Raw genomic sequence first — 18,667 nt, forward strand, 5'->3', positions numbered from 1 at the left:
GTGGTTTAACGGGGCGCCTAAGATCAAAAGCAGATCAAGAGCAAGATCAAGAGCGGCTCGCTTCGCATCGTGGTTACTGTTGAGCGCTACAGAGTTGTGTAGATACCGATGGCTATCGCAGGCAAGCCAGCTCCCACACTTTGAGCTTCGGTGTACATGAAAAAGGCGGCTACCTGATGAGGGTAGCCGCCTTTGTTTTACCGCTGGTACCGCTTAATCCGGCAGTTTGAACGCCATTACATAATCACCCTGCTTGGTCCCCAGGGAACCGTGACCGCCCGCCATGACCAGCACGTATTGCTTGCCGTCCTTGCCGGTGTAGGTCATCGGGGTGGTTTGCGCGCCTGCAGGCAGGCGGCCTTCCCACAGTTGCTTGCCGTTTTTCACGTCATAGGCGCGCAGGTACTGGTCCAGTGTACCGCTGAGGAACGCGACGCCACCGGCGGTGGTGAACGTACCGCCCAGGCTAGGCACGCCCATGGTCAGTGGGATTGGAACCGGCGAGCTGTCACGCACGGTGCCGTTCTTGTGCATCCAGATGGTCTGGTGGGTGGTCAGGTCGACCGCCGCCACGTAGCCCCAGGCTGGCGCCTGGCACGGCAGGCCCATCGGCGACAGCAGCGCTTCAAGGATCACACCATACGGCGCGCCTTTGTTTGGCTGCACGCCTTCGGTTTCGCTGACGCGTGGGCCTTGCTTGGCGATGTCGGCGGCCGGGATCAGCTTGGATTTGAACGCCATGTAGCTAGGGTTCACGAAGGCGATCTGGCGCACCGGGTCAACCGAGATGCCGCCCCAGTCGAACACGCCGAAGTTGCCGGGGTACACGATCGAACCTTGCAGGGACGGCGGCGTGAATGGGCCGTCGTAGCGCATGGATTTGAAGTCGATCCGGCACAGCATCTGGTCGAACGGTGTCACGCCCCACATATCGCGTTCTTTCAACGGCGGCGGCATGAAGTTCAGGTCGGACTTGGGTTGGGTAGGGGAGGTGCGGTCGCCCGCCACTGCGCCCTGTGGCACCGGGATTTCATTGACGGGTACCACTGGCTGGCCAGTGGCGCGGTCCAGCACGTAGATGCTGCCTTGCTTGGTCGACGCCATCACTGCCTGCTTCACGCCCGCAGCGGTCTTGATGTCGATCAGCGAAGGCTGGCCGCCCACGTCCATGTCCCACAGGTCGTGGTGGGTGAACTGGAAGGTCCACTTCACGTGGCCGGTGTCGATGTCCAGGGCGGTGAGGCCAGCAGCGTACTTCTCGGACTCATCGGTACGGTCGCCGCCGTACTGGTCGGGCATCTGGTTGCCCATCGGCAGGTAGAGCATGCCGAGTTTTTCATCCACGGCGAACATGGACCACATGTTCGGCGAGTTACGGGTGTAGGTCTTGCCCTCGGCCAACGGGGTGGTGTCGTCCGGGTTGCCGCTGTCCCAGTTCCACACCAGCTTGCCGGTGTGCACGTCGAACGCGCGGATCACGCCGCTTGGCTCGTCGATGGAAACGTTGTCGGTCACGTGACCGCCGATCACGACCAGGTTCTTGGTCACGGCCGGTGGCGAGGTGGAGTAGTAACCGCCTGGGGCGAAGCTGCCGATGTTGGCACGCAGGTCGACCTGGCCTTTGTCACCGAAGTCTTCACACATCTTGCCGGTGTCGGCGTTCAGGGCGATCAGACGGGTGTCTGCGGTCGGCACGAAGATGCGTTTGGGGCAGGCATTCGGTGCGGCGGCCGGGCTGGCAGTGCCAGTTGGGCTCTGCTCGGAAGCGTAGGCAGCGTCATCGTGGTACGACACGCCACGGCAGGTCATGTGCGCCCAACCTTTGAAGCTCTCAGCACCCTGGGTGGTGATCTTCGGGTCGAAACGCCAGATTTCCTTGCCGGTGTCCGGGTCTAGCGCGATCACCTGGCTGTGCGGCGTGCACACGTAGAGCATGCCGTTGACTTTCAGCGGGGTGTTTTCCGCGGTGGTTTCACCGGGGTCGCCTGGGCCAGGGATGTCGCCAGTGCGATAGGTCCACGCCGGCACCAACTTGTGGGCGTTTTCCGGGGTGATCTGTGCCAGTGGCGAGTAACGGTCACCGAAGGCCGAACGGCCATAGGAATTCCAGTCGCCATCGGCTTGAGTCGGCGCAGCACTGGCCATGCCCGGTACCGCGTCGCGGTCCAGTTGGCCGGTCTTGACCATTTCACCTGGGTTGGTGAATTGGCTGGCCAGGGCAGTAGCGCCCGCGAGCACCACGGCCACGCTCAGCGCGCCCGTGCCCAGCGGCGCGGCTTGGCCACGCAGCAACGGACGGCGAAACCACGGCAGCAGCATGACGATGCCCAGGGCGAACAGCAGGGCCAGGCGCGGTACCAACTGCCACCAGTCCAGGCCGACTTCCCACAGTGCCCACACGGTGCTGGCGAACAACACCAGTGCGTACAAGCCCAGCGCAGCGCGGCGGGTGGCCAGCAGCAACACGCCGGTCAGGGTGATGCCGATACCGGCGAGCAGGTAGTACAGCGACCCGCCGAGCATGCTCAGCTTGACGCCGCCAGCCAGCAAGGCCAGCCCCATGATCAGCAGCAAGACGCCTAGCAGCCTGGGCAGCAGGCGGCTTGGGCTTGAAGCACCATCAGTGCTCATAGTGTGTTTCTCCGTGACGTTGGAATAATTATGTAACCCCGTGCTTCACTGTAGATGACGATTCGGCACGGGCTTGGTTCATCGTTATTTTTGGGTTTTTCTGTGGATAACCGGGTTATCCACAGGCGGGCAACAGATTCCCCGGCGCAGGTCGGTTTAAGACAGCGCTGTCTTTGCGTTTAGGGAAATTCGGCAAATGGGATCGACCCGGAGGTGAAGCGTTTCAGATTGTTGCGAAGGATAATGCGGCGGGGCGTTTTGAGAAAGGGTGAATCGCAAGATGCATCATTTCAGTTTTGGTAACAGTGACAGATAGTCGCTGCAAAAATAGCCTGATGGCAGGCTCTATCTCTGTAGGAGCGAGCTTGCTCGCGAAAAACACCCAGGCGCCGCGTTTATCCAGGAAGTACGCGTTATCGTTGACGTTTTTCGCGAGCAAGCTCGCTCCTACAGGGGTGTTGATGACGGTTAGAAGGTGGTGCGGATCCCGAACTGCACACTGCGCCCAGGCGCCGGGGCAATGTCGCGCAGAATCGAGCTGGCATAGCGCACGGTCTGGTTGGTCAGGTTTTCACCGTTGACGAAGGCCAGCCACTGGCTACCGCCCACATTGAAGCGATACCCCGCGCTGGCGCCGAGGGTGGTGTAGCCGTCGGTGCCGCTTTCGTTATCCGGCACACGCCCCTGGCCTGCGGCATGTTCCACATCGATACGCGCCTGCCAGCGATCCAGTTCCCACAGCAGGCCGCTGCTCATGCGCAGGGGTGCAATGCGTGGCAAGGCTTCGCCGGTGTCCAGGTTGGTGGCGCGGGTGTAGTCGCCCGACAGTTCCAGCGCAAACTTGCCGTAGGCGCCTTCGCCGAGCTTCCAGTGATCCTGGGCTTCGAAACCGGCGAAACGTGCGCGCACGCCAGAATATTCGTACTCGGGAATACCGCCCGCGTCCTCTTCGCCTTCATCGTTCAGGGTACGACCCGTGCCCAACAAACCGATGTAGTTGGAGAAGTGGCTGTAGAACACGCCGACGCTGCCCTTGTGTGTACCGTTGTCAAAGCGCAGGGCCAGGTCGCTGGACACGGCTTTTTCTTTCTTCAGGTTGGCATCGCCCAGCTCATAGGTACCGGTGGCGACGTGGGCGCCGTTGGCATACAGCTCGTAGAAGGTTGGCGCACGTTCGGTGTAGCCCAGGGTGGCGGCCAGGGACCAGATCGGCGTGAGGGTGTACACCGCGCCGGATGACAGGCTGCCGGCGGTAAAGTTACTGCTTTTATCGGCAGTGGCAAATCGCTCGTTGCCTTTGGCGTTCGGGTCGACGCTGGTGTGTTCCAGGCGTGCGCCGAGGCTGAGTTTCAGGCGTTCGGTGGCTTGCATTTCTTCGAGGATAAACAGCGCTCCGGCGTTGGTGTCGGTCTGCGGTACGAAGGCTTCTTCGCCCAGGGCCGAGAACTCGTTGCGGGTCACTTGGGCACCGACCACGCCATCGAAAGGGCCAATGGGCTGGTGACGCGCTTCCACCCGCGCTTCATAGCCTTTGTTCTTGAAGGTGGTGCCGGTTTCACCGCCTTCGATTTCGCGGTGTTCGTAGTCGGTGTAGCCGGCGTCGAGTTTCACCGAGGTAAACGGCCCTTGCAGGTTGCGGATTTCGGAGGCAAAGGCGTAGTGGTCCTGTTTCATACGGATGCGCACATCCTGCTCGGCGGGTGAGCCGTAGTTACTGTCGTAATTACTGTAGGACAGCCCGGCATAACCATCGTCCCAGGTGTAGGAACCGCCCACCGCACCGCCGTCCTGGCGCCCATTGCTGTTGCCCAGGCGCCCGTTTTTGCCGGGGCCGTTCTCACTCTCCGGGGCATGCCGGCTGCGGGCATAGCCTGGGATTTTCAGGTCGTTGAACTCGCGAGCATTGGCGTCCAGATGCAAGGCGAAGGTGCCGTTGCCGGCTTCCAGCTTGCCCGCGCTGCTACGGGTGGTGTCGGCGCCGCCGTAGCGCAACTCGCCAGCACCGTGGATGCCTTCAATGGCCTCGGTGGGGATGCGGTTATCGAAGGTGTTGACCACCCCACCGATGGCGCTGCCGCCGTACAGCAGGGCGGCCGGGCCCCGCACGATTTCGATGCGATCAACGTTGATCGGGTCCAGTGGCACCGCGTGGTCGTAGGACAGCGACGAGGCGTCCAGCGCCCCCACGCCGTTGCGCAGGATGCGAATACGGTCGCCGTCCTGGCCACGAATGATCGGGCGGCTGGCCCCTGGGCCAAAGTACGAAGACGACACGCCCGGCTGCTTGTTCAGGGTTTCACCGAGGCTGCCTTTTTGTTGCAGGGTCAGGTCATCGCCTTCCAGCACGGTGGTGGGCGAGGCCAGCTGTTCGCTGCCCAGCGGGTTGCCGGTGACCACTTGGGGTGGCAGTTCCAAGGCTTGGGCCTGGGAGCCGATCAACAGAGCGGCGGCGAGGGGCGACAAGCGCCAGAGAGAAGGCAGCGACATCGGATATTCCTAGGCAAAAAGGTTGTTAAGTAAAGTTACAATATAACATCTCTTTTTGGCGAAAAAGGGGAACTTTTCCTCGCGGGCTACATTCAATCCGATGCTTCCACCTGCAGGCCTCGTCGGCTAAGGTGCGCGGCTGTGTTTCCTCTTTTTGCAAAAGGCCCGGCATGACCGCGACAAGCAACGACCCGCTCCACGGTGTGACCCTGCAACACGTGCTCACCACCCTGGTGGAACATTACGAGTGGAGCGGCTTGGCCGAGCGCATTGATATCCGCTGCTTCAAGAGTGACCCGAGCATCAAGTCGAGCCTGACGTTCCTGCGCAAAACCCCTTGGGCGCGGGAAAAGGTCGAAGGTTTGTACGTCAAGCTGATGCGTACCAAGCGCCCCCTGGATTGAAAGCATGAAGCGCTTTGTCGCGGCGGCCGCCTTGGCCGGTTGGGTGGGGTTGGCGATCCAGCAATACCTGATTCTCTGTTCGCGCTGGACCAGCGGCGCGAGCTTGTTGGGCGGCTTGATCAGTTTCTTCAGCTTCTTCACTGTGCTGACCAATACCCTGGTAGCCGTGGTGCTTAGCTATGCGCTGGTCAAGCGCGACTCTGCCGCCAAGCGGTTTTTCCTCGCGCCCCGCATCAGTAGCGCGATAGCGGCGAGCATCGTGTTGGTGAGCCTGGCCTACAACCTGCTGCTGCGGCATCTGTGGAGCCCGCAAGGCTTTCAATTTATCGCCGATGAGTTACTGCACGACGTCATGCCGTTGCTGTTTGTGGTGTATTGGTGGCGGTGTGTGCCCAAGGGCACCTTGCGGTTCAAGCACATTGCCGGCTGGGTGATTTACCCATTGGTGTACTTCGGTTACGTGCTGCTGCGCGGGCATATGCTCGGGCAGTATCAGTACCCGTTCATGGATGTGGACAGCCTTGGTTATCCACAGGTGTTTGTGAATGCCGGAGGGATTTTGGCAGGGTTCATCGTCATTGCGCTGGCGATCATTGGCCTGGACAAGCGCCTGAAGTCACCCTCGATTTAAAGTGGGCAACATTGATGTGGGAGCTGGCTTGCCTGCGATAGCATCACCTCGGTGTAACTGATAAACCGAGGTGCTTGCATCGCAGGCAAGCCAGCTCCCACCTTATTTAATCTTCTTCGCTTCCCTCAGCACGCCAGTAACCCACGGCCTTGAGGTACTCCTCGTTGACCTTGTGCGTGTCCAACAGTACCCGCCGAACCTGGCGCGACAGCTTGGTTTCGGTGGCGACGAAGCTGTACAGCGTACCGCTGGGCAGCGTCAGGTTGCGCACCACATCGAGCAGATCATCCTGGCCGCGCAGCACCCAAATCACCTCCACGTCGGCTGCGCTGCTGAGCACCTGTTGTTCCGCCGCATCGGCGATTTCAATCACCGCCAGCACCTTGCGCCCCGCGGGCAATTCTTCCAGGCGCCGAGCGATGGCCGGGATCGCCGTTTCATCACCAATCAGCAGGTAGCTGTCGAAGATATCCGGCACGATCATCGAGCCACGTGGCCCGCCTATGTACAGATGCTGACCGACCTGTACCTGCTCGGCCCAGGTGGAGGCAGGGCCATCGCCGTGCAGCACGAAGTCGATGTCCAACTCGCCAATGTTCAGGTCGTAACGCCGTGGCGTGTAGTCGCGCATCGCCGGTTGCGGGCCGTCGCCCTTGATGCTGAAGCTTGGGCTTTCCAGCGCCGCTTGCTCTTGGGCGTTCTGCGGGAATAACAGCTTGATGTGGTCGTCGCTGCCCAGGCTGACAAACCCCTCGAGCTCAGGGCCGCCCAGGGTGACGCGGCGCATGCGCGGGGTGATATCGACCACCCGCAGTACTTGCAGGCGGCGGCGTTTGATTTCGTGGGTCACGCGATGAATGGTTTGAGTGTTCATTGGTTTGTCCCGTCGGCAATGGCTTGGGCGGTGCGATTGAGCAGCGCCGCGACACGAATGATTTCTTCCGGGCTCCAGTGCCCATTATGCGAATGCAAGGCGTGGCGCAGGTTGTGCACCGCCTCATGAATCTCTGGTGGGCGGTCGTGGCCACGCAACGAGCGCTTGCTGACATCCAGGCGCATGCGCACACCGTCCAGGGCAACGGCTTGCTCGCTCAAGAAGAGACGACCGGGGTCGGTGATTGTGTAGCGCTTTTTTCCGCCATCGGCGTCGCCGCTGATCAGCTCGCTCTCTTCAAGAAAGGTCAGGGTGGGGTAGATCACGCCGGGGCTTGGGCTGTAGGCGCCGTCGAACAGGCTCTCGATGCGGCGGATCAGGTCGTAGCCATGGCAAGGTTGCTCGGCGATCAGTGACAACAGCAGCAGCTTCAGATCGCCGGGGGCGAATACCCGTGGGCCGCGGCCGCCGCGTTTTTCAAACTCGCCGCGATGTTCGTGTTTCATGGGCAGGTCCTCTGTGCAGGTTTAGATATAACGTAAGATATATCTTAATGCTGAGGATAGTACCTGGCGACCAACGGTCGTTGGCGGTTGCACAGGCTTGGTCCGCGAAGCAACTAACAACTCTTGGACCTGATTGGATTTTAGAGCTATAACTTTAATTAGAGTTGTGGCTCGAATTTATATCTGGATTTGTTATTTGCCAGGCGCTGCATAGTCTTGTGGTACGCTTCTTACAGCAACTTCTTTAGCACATTTTTAGCGTGTGGCTTATTTCCTACGGATACTTTTAAAGTTTTGGCGAAATGCCATCTTTTTCGCTCAAGCCCTGTTTACAAGGGCTACGTGCGTTTTCGAATGTGCCTGCATACCTGCTTTTAGTTTCGGTTGATCATTGTCTGGCAGTGCGTAGTTCAACTAACCACGCCTGCTAATTCGTTGTTAGGGACCTCCTTGGCAATGAACCACTCAATGTTGTCAACTACAGGTATTGACCATGTTCAAGAAGTTTGCTGTCGCTGTTCCCCTGGCTGTACTAGCGCTGTCTTCCTCGGTAACGGCTATCGCTGCCGGTGAAGCCAGCCACACCGTCAACCTCAAGGCAAACATCCCCACCACCGTGTTCCACGCCCAGCCACGTGACCCGAACTGGGGCCGTGACGAAACCATGACCTACAACCTGGTCAGCGGTGAGTTGGCGCCCCTGAGCGCCATCTACGACATCAAGAACACCAACGGTTCGGTTCACGCCTACATCGAAGGCGGCCCGGCCGTGCTGTTCAACGGTGATGCCGCGCAGAACATCGCGCTGACCACCACCCTCAATGGCGTGACCCTGACCGGCTCGCCGCAGGAAGTGGTCAACGAAGCCGACTCCACCCCAGGTATTGGCGCTGAAATGCGCATCGTCGCGGCCAAGCCTTCGGCGACTCAACGCGGTTCCTACACCGCGGTGATGCCGGTGGTATTCGACGCGGTATTGCCAACGCCTTGATGCCAATGAATGCCCGTTGAACACGGGCATTTGCTTGCAGGTCGGCTGACTTTCCCTCCTCGGTCCGCCGGCCTGATTTTCTCTCCAGTCCTTTGGCATACAGAGTGTTCCGTTCATGTTTCCGATGACGCCTATCGCGGCTGCGCTTGCGCTGTTGATGTGTACGAGTGCCCTGGCCGCACCTGCTGCCTCGGGCGCTTTGACGACGGGCAGCCTGCTGAGCCAGGCCCAAGGCCTGCCGGCTGGTTTTACCGATCACTTTTTCGACGTGCCGCTGGCCGTGCGCATAGACCTTGACCAGCAGTTGCTGGGCGAGGCGCTGATTGTGTTGACCCGGGACGATCGCGTCACCTTGCTCGAATTCACCGACACCGCTGACAGCAAAGTGCCTGCCGCTACCCGCGACACCTGGCAAGCGCTGTTGGAAAAAGGCGTGGCACTGGGCACCTGTACCCAGTCCTGCCCGGAAAAAATGCTCTCGGCGTTCTACAACCTGGAAAACTCGCAGTTGGCGATCATCACCCAGGATGTCGAACTCAACGACGATGCCCCCCGCTTCTACGCGCAACCGGAGGGCGGCAGCCTCGGGCTGATCGTCAACAACCAGCTCAACCTCAACGGTGGCCAGGACAACAAACTGGGCGGGCGCTACGGCTTGCAAGCCAGCTCCAGCCTCGGTAACTGGAGCCAGGTGTTCAACCTGCAACTGGCGCGACAGAGTGGCGATAACGAGCAGGTGCGCCACGCGATCCATGAGCTTTACACCCAGCGAGAAATGGAAGGGCAGTTTTTTCGCCTGGGCCATTTCACCCCCAATTCCGATGGCCTCACCCGCCAACTGCGCAGCTTCGGCGCCAGCCCCGATACGGCGCTGGGCCTGATGTACGGCAGTTCCGACAGCCTGGCCATCAACAATGCCAAGCCCAGCGTGTACCCGATCTACGTCACCGCCAACCGTCAGGCGGCGGTGGAGATCTACCGCAACGGCCTGTTGATCAACACTCAAGCCGTAGCAGCCGGCCTGCAAACCCTGGACACCCGGCCATTGCCCGGCGGCATCTATGAAGTGGAAGTGCGCCTGGTAGAAGACGGCCTGACCACCAGCACCACCCAGGAGCTGGTGTACAAGCCCAGCAACTGGCGCAACGCCGAAGACCCATGGCGCTACAACCTGTTCGCCGGGCGCGAGACCAAGCTGTTCAGTAACTGGGACGACCAAGCCTCGGGTGCGATGACGGCCGGTGCTTCCGTCAACTATCTGCTGCACCCGCGGGTGATCCTCGGCCTGTCGGCGCGCCAGGTGCGCGAGCAACTGCAATACGGCGGTTCGGTGGACTGGACAGTAGCCAACAACACCAGCCTCTATACCAACCTGTACCAAACCCAGGACCACGGCACCGGCCTGGACCTGCAAGCGCTCTACACCTTGGGCGCCACCAACCTGGTGTTCAGCCACAATCGCAGCTGGCTCGACACCCGCGACACCTACGAAACCCTGCCGGACGGTACACGTCTGCGGCGCAACACTTTCGTCGGTGAGGCCAGTAATACGGCGTTGTCGGTCAACCACCGGCTCGACGCGAAAAACACCCTGAACATGCGCCTGTCCCACAGCGAAGGCAATGTCGAGGGCGCCGGTATCGACCTGGGTTGGAGCCGCCACGACAAGCTGTTCGGCAGCGATGCCAACTGGCGCTTCTCGGTGTTCGACCGGCCGGGCAGCGCCGGCACCAACGACGCGCGCAATCGTGGTGTAGACGTGAGTGTCAGCATGAACCTGGGCCGCGATGGCCGGCAGATCTCCGGCAGCATCGGCACCCGAACCGCCCGTGACGGTGGGCGTGACAACAACGCCTCGGTGACCCTGCGCCAAGACCTCACCGATCACTTCCTGCAAAGCGTCTCGGCCACGGCCATCACCGACACCTATGGCGTCGGCCTGTCGGGCATGGCCAGTTTCAATACGGACGCGGTCAGCGGTGACGGCTTCGTGCAGCGCAGTTCCTTCAATGGCGACTTCAGCGGTGGCCTGAACCTCAACAGCACCCTGGTTGCCGGTGCCGGCAAGGTACTGCTGAGCAGCCAGTACCAGGGCAACGGTGCAGGCATGATCATCGACGTAGAAACCGACCTTGACGAGATCGCCCTGCGCGCCGACGACATGGGCGGCGGCAGTACCTTGTTGCGGCCTGGGCGTAACTACGTGCCGGTGTCGGCCTACAAGAGCAGCAGCGTGGCCTTCGACTTTGAAGGCAACCACCCACCGGCGGCCAATATCCAGCCGGCTCGCTCCAGCTACCACCTGAACAAGGGCGGTGTGGACTACCGCAAAGTCACGGTGATGAAAACCGTCACCGTGCTGGGCCGCTTGCTGGATGAACGCGGCACACCGCTGCGCGGCCACCACGTGATCAATCACGCCAGCCGCGGGGTCAGTGAAGTGGATGGGTTCTTCTCCATGGAAATGAGCGCCAGCGCACCGACCCTGCAAGTGCGCTATCAGAACCAGCTGTTGTGCCAGTTCCGTCTGGACCCGAGCAATGCGCCGAGTGAAAGCGACGTGTTGATGATCGGCGACTTGCGCTGCACCCCGGATACCTTGGCCGAGGTTGCCCATGCATCCGAGGCGGCAGGATGAATACCTTTCCAATAAACCAACGTATTCAGCACCGCGAGCGGATCAGCATGAAAAACTCTCTTAAACGCGCAACATGGCGAGCAGTGGTATTGGCCGCGTCGTTGTGTTCATTCACGCCTGTATCGCTTGCCGCCACGCAAAACATCACCGCTGAGTTCCGCCCTGATCCCGGTAATCCCATGGTGAACAAGTTCACCAATACCACGCCGCAAAGCGGGGTGTGCCCAGGGCATATGCCGGCCAGGTGTGAGGCATTGGGCATCTTCAGTATTCGCACCTGGGACGTGAGCTTCGTGGCTTCGGGCCCTATCGAGGCCAATCACGCGGATCCGCGCAAGGGGTTGATGTTCAAGGTGCCCTCTGATTGGCGCAGTTTTGAGGTGGTGTCGTCCAAAGGCGAGCGCAGCGTTGTTGAGATGCGCATATCCGGCGTTGGCAGCCGCTTTAATACGACGAACCCACCCGGTGTCGGCGGCTGGACCTCACTGCCCGTCAACTGGACTTATCCACCCGCGCCCTGTCAGCACACCGGGATGTATGCCGCGGGCTCGACGCTCAGGTTGTGGTTCTGGATCGTCCCGGAAGGGGCGGGGGCCTGTGCCATTCAGACGCCGTTCACGGTGCCAACGTCCAACTACAGCATGCTTGAGTATGCCTACGAATTGAGGACGCCTGACCCGTTAGCCATGGAGTCGGGGCAATTCACCGGGTCGATTTCTTACAGCATCGGGCCGCACAAGGATTTCGATTTCGGTGACCTCTACATCCCGAATGACGACGTACTGACGTTTAACTTCACCCTGAATGTCGAACACAACCTCAAGGTGGACCTGCCCCCCGGCGGCAACCGCATCGAGTTGTTGCCCGAAGGCGGCTGGCAGGCCTGGCTCAATCGCGGGCGGCAACCGTCAAAACTGTTCCGTGACCAGACCTTTGTCATCTCGGCCAGCACCCGTTTCAAGATGCAGCTTGAGTGCAGCCTGGCCATTGGCAACACGTGTGGACTGCGCAACGGGGACGGCGACGAGGTACCGCTGCAGGTCGGCGTGACCCTGCCATTTGGCTTGCGCGACCAGTACGGCGAGGCCGTGAGCAAACTGCCCTTGCGCCTGGACGGTTCCGGCACCGAGCTGTTCCAACCCGGCCACTACGTGAACAACCGCCCCGCCAGCCTGCACTTTGCCGTGGAGCGCGACGACGTCAAGGAGATGCTCAAACAACCGGGCAGTACCTACACCGGCGTGGTCACGGTGATCTGGGATTCGGAAGTCTAGGCAGGCATTTACCGCACATCAGCCGCAGGGCTGGGTTCAATCAATGAGGCGTAATCAAACATGAAACATGCAGTGTTATCGGTCGGGCTGTTGCTGTTGTCGTTGACCGCTCAGGCGGGGCCAGCGATCAACGTCGGCGTGGTGTACGACTATCTGGAAGGGGATCGCAGTTCCTACCTCAAGCGCGTCTATAACGGCGGCACCAGCACCGCGTTTATCAAGGTCAATGTGCTGGAAATCGTCTACAACGCCGACGGCACCTCCAAGGAAGTGCCGATCACCTCGATGACCGACGCCAAGGGCGCCGCTACCAACCGCGACGGCCTCATGGCCAGCCCGGCGCGCATGATCGTACCGGCGGGCGGGCGCCAGGGCACCCGCTTGCTGTACATGGGGCAGCGCGACAAGGAGCGTTATTTCCGTGTGCGCTTCATCCCGGTGGTGCCGGAAAAAGAAGACGACTTTGCCGTCACCGATGAAGAGCGGGCCGAGTACAAGGACGCGCTGGCCGCCGGGGTCAACGTCATGGCTGGCTATGGCACGGTATTCTTCGTGCGCCCGCAGAACACGCGTTTCGATACACAGATCAGCGAGACCGCCAGCCAGTACACCTTGCGTAATGCTGGAAACAGCGTGGTGGTGCTCGATGAGTTCAGGGACTGTTCGGTGGCGAAAAAATCCGACTGCGAAGCCACCACCAAGCACCACATCCTCCCCGGCCGCCAACTGGTGTTCGAGAAAAAGCCCGAGCGCCAGTTCAGCTTCCAGATGATTGAAGGCCGCGACAAAAAACCGATGACGGTCAATAGCAACGGGTGATGACAATGTTCAAGCAACTGACGGCACTGGCGGTACTGATGACCCCTGTGTTCCTGGGCGAGCCGGCGCAGGCGTTCCAGGAGCGCCACAGTTTCGATGTGTCGGTGACCATCCCGATCGAAGAAGCCTATGTACTGCCCTCTGAACCAGACTGGATGGGGCATGACCAGGTGCTGGCGTGGGACCTGGCGACGGCGCGGCTGGGCCGCCTGCGCAAGAATTTCGACGTCAAGAACATCAATGGCGGCGTGACCGCCCGCCTGGGCGACACCCCGTACTTGTTGAGCGGGCGTAACCGTATCGAACTGCAGGTGTTGTTCAATCGGGTGCCGTTGACCCTGGATGCCACGCAAGTGCTCAGTGCCGAAGAGGCGCGCCCTGGGCGCCGCGCCGAATTGGAAATCGCCGCTATCGAACCACCCGACGGTTACCGGGGTGGGGAGTATTACGGCACGGTGCACTTGATGTTCGATTTTCCCGCGCCATAAGCCCGGCGAGTGAAACCTTATGGGCCCGCGATACGGAGCGCTTATGCAATTGATCACCGCAACTAAAAAATGGCTGGGCCCTGGCGTGTTGGCGCTGGGCCTGGGCTGGGCGAGCCCGCCCGTGCAGGCGCTGGACCAGGAAATTTCGGCAGTGTTTCGCCCGGACCCCACCAACCCGATGGTCAATAAATTCCAGAACACCACCCCCCACAGTGGCATCTGCGCCTGGCACGTGCCGGCGCTGTGCGAGTCACTCAACACCTTCAGTATTCGTACCGATGCGTTGGCGTTCGATTCGATCGCGCAAATCGAGGCGAACCATGAAGACCCACGCAAAGGCGCGTACTTCAAGGTGCCCTCAGCCTGGCGCGATGTGCAGGTGACCCATGTCGCCACCGGTGAGCTTGAGACGGTGCAGATGCGCATCGCCGGCTTCGGTGGCCGCTGGAGCCTGAGCGGCGGCGCCCGGGTGGGGGTGTGGTCCCGTGATGGAAACTCCTGGGATTATCCCTGGCGTTACGGCGCGGGGGCTTGCCAGGGCGTCAGGTACATCGCGGCGGCCAGTACTTACGCCCTGTATTTCTGGACCATTCCGGAAAATGCGGGAGCTTGCAATGTGGTGCCCAGCTTGCCCATTCCGCGGATGAGGTATAACCCCGTCGAGTATGGCTATGAGCTCAAGACCCCTAACCCGCTGGGTATGGCCAGCGGTGAATATCGCGGTTCGGTCACCTACAGCATCGGGCCGGGCGGGGATTTTGACCTGGGCGATGTGATGCTGCCCAACGACAACGTGTTGACCTTCAACTTCACCCTGGCGGTGGAGCACAGCCTCAAGGTGGACCTGCCACCGGGAGGTAACCGCATCGAATTGCTGCCTGAAGGCGGCTGGCAAGCCTGGCTCAATCGCGGGCGGCAACCGGCGCGGCTGTTCCGTGACCAGACGTTTGTGATCTCTTCCAGCGGGCGTTTCAAGATGCAGCTCGAATGCAGCCTGGCCATCGGTAACACCTGCGGCTTGCGCAATGGTGCCGGTGATGAGGTGCCGCTGCAGGTCGGCGTGACCTTGCCCTTTGGCCTGCAGGACCAATATGGCCAAGCCGTGAACAAGCTGCCCTTGCGCCTGGACGGTAGCGGCACCGAGCTGTTCCAACCCGGCCATTACGTCAACAACCGCCCCGGCAGCCTGCATTTTGCCGTGGAGAGAGATGATGTGAAGGAAATGCTCAAACAACCCGGTAGCACCTATATGGGCGTGGTCACGGTGATCTGGGATTCCGAGGTCTAAGTTTTGAATTCGCAGTGACTGATCCATCGCTTTCGCGGGCAAGCCCTAGTGTCAGTCAGTTAAGGCTTTTTTTGTAGGAGCGAGCTTGCTCGCGAGAAACTCACAGGCACCGCGTTTATCCAGGAAGCACGCGTTATCGTTGACGTTTTTCGCGAGCAAGCTCGCTCCTACAGAAGGCGACGACCGCTTGACTGGCATTATGGCTTGCCCGCGATAGCGGTCGTTCGGCCAATGACTTCAGTGACTGACACACAAGCCAATCATGAGCCACCACACATCACCTCACCCGACCCTTGCAGATAAGGCATCAACATCGGCGCCATGCCCTTGAGCACTTGCACCGGCAATGCCGAGGTGAACTTGAAACCTTGCGCCGAACTGCCAGGCACAAAAGCGGTGAGCGTGCCGAAGTGATGGTCACCAATAAAAAACACAAACGTGGCGGTGCGGTTGATCGACTTGGAACTGATCAAGCGCCCGCCCGCGCCCATTGCTTGAATGCGGTTGTCGCCGGTACCGGTCTTGCCGCCCATGGGCATTGGCGTGCCGTCGGCCTGGGTGAAACTGCCCGACACGCGCTTGGCCGTGCCAGCGTCCACCACCCGTGACAACGCCCCGCGCAAGGCACTGGCGACTTCGGACGGCATCACCCGTTTGCCGGGGTCGGGCGTGTTGACCACGCGGGTCTCGTAAGGGGTGCCGGCGGCAAAATGCAGGCTGTCGATGCGCAGCACTTTGCCGCGCACGCCGTCGTTGAGGATGATGCCCATCAGTTCCGCAAGCGCGGCGGGGCGGTCTCCCGAGCTGCCGATGGCGGTGGCCAGTGACGGCACCAGGTGATCGAAGGGGTACCCCACCGCCTGCCACCGTTGATGGATATCCAGGAATGCTTCGACTTCCAGCATGGTGCGGATACGGCTGTCGCGCGCACCTTGATGGCGGCTCTTGAACAGCCAGCTGTACACCTCCTGGCGCTCGAACTGGCTGGCCTTGACCACTTCGGTGAAGGTGGCTTGCGGGTGGTTGAGCAGGTAACCGAGCAACCACAGGTCCAGGGGGTGGACCTTGGCGATATAGCCTTGGTCGGGCAGGTCGTAGGTGCCGGGGCCGTAGTCTTTGTACAGGCGTTGCAGGCGCTCGTCGCTGAGGGCGCCGGTGGTTTTGGCACTGGTCAGGTGGGAGCGCACGAAGCGGTTGAAGGTGTCCTGATTCGCTTCAGGAAACAAATAACGATGTACCGCCGCCAAGCGAATCGCAGTGGGATGCAGGCTGTCGAGGAAGGTTTCCAGGCGCGCCTGGGTGTCTTTTTTCTGGTACTTCTTCCAGAACTTGAGCAGGAAGGTGGTGCCTTCGCGGTCGGCGAATCGGGCCAGGTATTCCTGGCGCCTCGGGTCGCCGTCATCCTTGAGCAATTGCGCGCTGTTGTTGGCGCCCGCGTAGGTGACGTAGCGCGTCAGGTCACGCATGAGGCGAATGAACGGCAGGTTAATCGACTCGCGCAGCGCGTCACGCAATGTGGGGCTGCGGCCGTTGTCTTCGTTGCGAAAGTTGTGAAAGTAATGCATCCCGCCACCGGTGAAAAACCCTTCGTTGGGGCTGGCTGAATAGGTGCGGTCCAGGGCCGCCTCTAGCATGGCTGCCAGGGATTTATCCGGAGCCTGCAGCAAGTAATCGACGGCCCAGCGACTGAGGCGGTCCTGCTCGGCGATGTCGGCTCTTTTCAACGCCGCCGGGGTTTGGGCGGCGTAGCGATCATGCAGTTCGCTGATGATTTGCAGGTAGGTGGTGAGCACCCGCAACTTGGCGGTGGAGCCCAGTTCCAGCTTGCTGCCTTCGTTGATATCGAAGGGTTGGTCGGTGTTGTCCGTTTGCACCCGCACCCGTGAGCCGTCGGCGGTGCGTTCGAACAGGGTAAAGCTGTAGCGCACTTGCGGCGTGCTGGCAGGCGTCAGCAGGCGTTCGCCGAGTAGGCCGATGTTGCCTGCGAATACCGGGTCGGCCAGTTGCTTGAGGTAGGCGGTGACCTGGGTTTGCAGCTCGGCCTGCAAGGTGCTGGTGGCCGCGAGGTCAAGGCGGTCGAGATCGTACAGTGGCCGGTTGAGCAGGGCCGCCAGGCGGCTGCGGGCCACGCTGACGCCCTTGTTGCTGTCGATCGGTTGCAGTGTGGGCTGTTGCAGCCAGTCGCGATAAGTAACGCGCGCGGCCAGGGCGGCCTTGAGCAGTGGCGGGTCGATCACCGCGTTCTGCGCCAGCAGCCGCAGGTGGCTGTCGGTGAGTTGCTTGAGTTCGTCGCGACCGTTGGCCAGGTAATGGGAAGGGCGGCGCTGGGCGATCATCAACGACAACACCTCACGCAGCGCCAAGCCCCGTGCCGCCAGGCTGGCCGGTGTGGTGGCGGTATCCTGAAGCGCGCGGTTGACCTGGGCGAAATCGGCGCCGTACCACACCCGCAACCCTTCGGCCATGCCATGCACTTCGCCATGGCCAGGCACCGCCGACAAGGGCACGCTGTTGAGGTAATCGCGCACTATGTTGCGCCGCGCCGCAAGCGTGTCGGGGCCATGCTGGTAAGCGCGCACGCTGGCGGAGAGCATCTGGCGGATTTTCTCACTGCCCGACAGGGTCAGGCCGTCGGGCGAGTGGCGGTACTTTTCCAGCTGGGTGGCCAGGGTGCTGCCGCCTGCCGCTTGGCCCGGCAGGTGTAACTGGCGCGCCACCTGGGACCACGCTGCTTTGGCGAAGCGTGGCCAGTCCACGGCGGGGTTGGCTTGCGCCGGCTGCGGATCGAGCAGTGCACGGTTTTCTATAAACAGCAGGCTGTGGATCATCAACGGCGGAATGTCATCGAAGCGGGCGTACAGCTGGGTCGGGTAATTGAATTGATACAGCGGTGCCGCGCGGCAATCGGTGAGGGTCAAGCCGGCCTGGATTTTCTCGGCGTAGGGGATAAACAGCCCATGACGGCTGTAGTCCATCAACGCCTCGGAAAAGCGCGCCTGGGATTCGATCATGTAATTGCGCTTGAGCAAGCGCGGCAGGAACTCGCCCAAGGCGCTGTAGCCCAACCGCTGATCGAAGGGGCCTGCGCCTGGGTACACCATTGCATCGCTGGCGCCGGGGGCCACCTGGTAGGTCAGCTTCGCCGCCCATTCGCTGAATACGCGGGCCTGCCAGCGTGAGGTTTGCACCTCCCGATGCACGGCGAAAGACAGGGCGATCAAGGCCATCAACACAATCAGCCAGCCCACGCGACGCCAGGGTCTGGTTTTTTTCGGCAAAGGCGCTGGTGACGGGCTGTCGGGGTCGAGGTCAGCCTGGGTGGCATTGGTGTGCTGCAGAGCGCCCATAGTCGATTGATCCATTCCTACAGATTGATCGGACTTGTCTGAAGCGTAGACGCAGTTTGCCTGCGTCACGAGGTTTGTCGGGCAGAGGATTTTTCTGTGGGAGCTGGCTTGCCTGCGAAGACGGCCTGCCCGCCGACACTCATCTACCTGCCGCCCCGCGATCAAACTGTGGGAGCGGGCTTGCTCGCGAATGCGGGCTGACAGTCGACGCGGTTATACCGAGTACATATCCATTCCTGCGGTAACGGCCACTTAGGGTTCCGCTTTTACAGCGGGTCACTTTTGGAAG

The 18,667-nt window shown here is 61.0% G+C and carries 14 protein-coding genes; 8 read left to right on the forward strand and 6 right to left on the reverse strand.

Features of this window, described 5'->3' with window-relative positions; all coding sequences use genetic code 11:
• Positions 1-213: 213 nt before the first annotated feature.
• From DK871_RS26485 to DK871_RS26495, 3 genes are all read right to left on the reverse strand, one after another.
• Positions 214-2,631 (reverse strand): glucose/quinate/shikimate family membrane-bound PQQ-dependent dehydrogenase, encoded by a 2,418-nt coding sequence (locus DK871_RS26485; RefSeq protein WP_014717088.1) that lies wholly within the window; start codon positions 2,629-2,631, stop codon positions 214-216.
• Between the two features lie 223 nt (positions 2,632-2,854).
• On the reverse strand, positions 2,855-3,070 hold the full coding sequence (locus DK871_RS26490; protein WP_161907235.1) for a hypothetical protein: 216 nt from the start codon (positions 3,068-3,070) through the stop codon (positions 2,855-2,857).
• 29 nt (positions 3,071-3,099) lie between these two features.
• Positions 3,100-5,118, reverse strand: a complete 2,019-nt coding sequence (locus DK871_RS26495) for a TonB-dependent receptor (RefSeq protein ID WP_161907236.1) — start codon at positions 5,116-5,118, stop codon at positions 3,100-3,102.
• Between the two features lie 170 nt (positions 5,119-5,288).
• Between DK871_RS26495 and DK871_RS26500 the strand changes: the two genes are divergently transcribed.
• Together DK871_RS26500 and DK871_RS26505 are read left to right on the forward strand one after the other, a co-directional pair.
• The gene (locus tag DK871_RS26500; RefSeq protein ID WP_003188882.1) at positions 5,289-5,522 is read left to right on the forward strand and encodes a VF530 family DNA-binding protein; all 234 of its coding nucleotides are present in this window, start codon (positions 5,289-5,291) and stop codon (positions 5,520-5,522) included.
• Between the two features lie 4 nt (positions 5,523-5,526).
• On the forward strand, positions 5,527-6,153 hold the full coding sequence (locus DK871_RS26505; RefSeq protein ID WP_161907237.1) for a Pr6Pr family membrane protein: 627 nt from the start codon (positions 5,527-5,529) through the stop codon (positions 6,151-6,153).
• A 106-nt stretch (positions 6,154-6,259) separates the two neighbouring features.
• On the opposite strand, the gene DK871_RS26510 is transcribed toward DK871_RS26505, so the two are convergent.
• Positions 6,260-7,027 (reverse strand): siderophore-interacting protein, encoded by a 768-nt coding sequence (locus DK871_RS26510; protein ID WP_161907238.1) that lies wholly within the window; start codon positions 7,025-7,027, stop codon positions 6,260-6,262.
• Positions 7,024-7,533, reverse strand: a complete 510-nt coding sequence (locus DK871_RS26515; protein WP_161907239.1) for a PadR family transcriptional regulator — start codon at positions 7,531-7,533, stop codon at positions 7,024-7,026. Before DK871_RS26515 ends, DK871_RS26510 begins: the two co-directional genes overlap by 4 nt.
• Before the next feature lie 493 nt (positions 7,534-8,026).
• Here DK871_RS26515 and DK871_RS26520 point away from each other — a divergent pair, with 493 nt between their 5' ends.
• From DK871_RS26520 to DK871_RS26545, 6 genes are all read left to right on the forward strand, one after another.
• Positions 8,027-8,524: a CS1 type fimbrial major subunit gene (locus DK871_RS26520; protein ID WP_056789979.1), complete on the forward strand. Its 498-nt coding sequence runs from the start codon at positions 8,027-8,029 to the stop codon at positions 8,522-8,524.
• Between the two features lie 115 nt (positions 8,525-8,639).
• The gene (locus DK871_RS26525; protein ID WP_161907240.1) at positions 8,640-11,162 is read left to right on the forward strand and encodes a CS1-pili formation C-terminal domain-containing protein; all 2,523 of its coding nucleotides are present in this window, start codon (positions 8,640-8,642) and stop codon (positions 11,160-11,162) included.
• Positions 11,163-11,209: 47 nt separating this feature from the next.
• The gene (locus DK871_RS26530; protein WP_256677532.1) at positions 11,210-12,436 is read left to right on the forward strand and encodes a hypothetical protein; all 1,227 of its coding nucleotides are present in this window, start codon (positions 11,210-11,212) and stop codon (positions 12,434-12,436) included.
• A 60-nt stretch (positions 12,437-12,496) separates the two neighbouring features.
• Complete coding sequence (locus DK871_RS26535; protein WP_161907241.1) at positions 12,497-13,255, forward strand: molecular chaperone; 759 nt, start codon at positions 12,497-12,499, stop codon at positions 13,253-13,255.
• 5 nt (positions 13,256-13,260) lie between these two features.
• A complete protein-coding gene (locus tag DK871_RS26540) occupies positions 13,261-13,743 on the forward strand; it encodes a CS1 type fimbrial major subunit (protein WP_003188892.1) in 483 nt (160 codons plus the stop codon).
• A gap of 43 nt (positions 13,744-13,786) precedes the next feature.
• Positions 13,787-15,031: a hypothetical protein gene (locus DK871_RS26545; protein WP_161907242.1), complete on the forward strand. Its 1,245-nt coding sequence runs from the start codon at positions 13,787-13,789 to the stop codon at positions 15,029-15,031.
• 260 nt (positions 15,032-15,291) lie between these two features.
• On the opposite strand, the gene DK871_RS26550 is transcribed toward DK871_RS26545, so the two are convergent.
• Entirely contained in the window at positions 15,292-18,378 is a 3,087-nt protein-coding gene (locus DK871_RS26550; RefSeq protein WP_161907243.1) for a transglycosylase domain-containing protein, read from the reverse strand.
• Between the last annotated feature and the right edge of the window lie 289 nt (positions 18,379-18,667).

The organism is Pseudomonas sp. L13 (genome assembly GCF_009935965.1).
GTDB lineage: Bacteria > Pseudomonadota > Gammaproteobacteria > Pseudomonadales > Pseudomonadaceae > Aquipseudomonas > Aquipseudomonas lactis.